This is a genomic window from Vibrio sp. 1S139 (genome assembly GCF_041439475.1).
Taxonomy (GTDB): domain Bacteria; phylum Pseudomonadota; class Gammaproteobacteria; order Enterobacterales; family Vibrionaceae; genus Vibrio; species Vibrio crassostreae_C.
In genome coordinates, this window is the sequence record NZ_JBGOOD010000169.1 from 1 (window position 1) to 1,021 (window position 1,021).

1 protein-coding gene is annotated in these 1,021 nt (G+C 45.3%); it reads right to left on the reverse strand.

Annotated elements, in window-relative coordinates:
- Positions 1 to 14: 14 nt before the first annotated feature.
- Positions 15 to 1,021, reverse strand: a 1,007-nt coding sequence (locus ACED46_RS21965) for an IS4 family transposase (protein WP_371722460.1), incomplete at its 5' end; no start/stop codon positions are given.

Consider the following 1,021-nt stretch of genomic DNA (forward strand, 5'->3'; position numbering starts at 1 on the left):
TCATAGACAGAACCTTAAGCACTAAGCTCAGCGTAAATTCCGTCTAACGTAATGTTTTCTTTAGACTTCCTCTGCGCGGACTTTTGAGCGTTCCTTGATATATAACTGGTAGCCCATTCGATTTTATTGCTGATTTCTGACCATGCGCCGTGACTGATACATTCAAATATTGGTAACAGCCAGACATCCACATTTTTTGCCGCTTTAAACAATGAGACCGATGGCATTATCTGAAGCGCAATACTACGCCTAATGATCAGCGCAAGTAAACTGGCCCAGATGAGCCCATCAACGATGGCCTTTTGTGCGGTGACAAATCGTTGCCAGTTGGTGTGAGACTTTAACTCTTTAAAAAGCAGTTCCACCTGCCATCGACAGCGGTAGATCGCCATGATGTCATCGGCAGTAAAGGTGTCTGAAGGTAAGTTAGTTATCCAAATGCAGAATCGTTTTTCTTCAGCAAACCATCGTCGCACGACTCTAAACTCTTGTTTACCTCGACGGACTTTTAGGTCAAGGACCTGCGAACGGTTGGTACCTCGAGTAATGTCTTTCAGCTTCTTCCCTTCTAGCTTAGGCAGCAGTCGCCCCTTGCCGTTCCTTGCCTCAATAATCATAGGGTTCAGAGACTTAGCACCTCGGACAATATAGAATCCGCCATGCTGTTCAAGCTCTCGAAAGAAGTGGAAATCAGGATACCCTGCGTCAGCTAACAGCAATTTGTTGTTCATCGTTTTGGGCTCAGGTAAAAAATCTCTTTCTGATGCCGTATCAGCGCTGATGTTCATCGCGACTGGAGAAAAGCTTTTCAACGACATTGTCATATGACATTCAACCGCTGCAGGGTTACGTTTAAATCGACTCGGATAAACATCCGCCAGGTCACGATGGATGTGGAAAGAGCTGCCATCTTGAAGCAGTACATCATCAAAGGTGTCGAGCTTATTTGGTAGACCGACATTCTGCTGGCGAGCAAATTGAGCTATTGCTCGCATAACAAGTTGCCGCATGAAATTAGGAA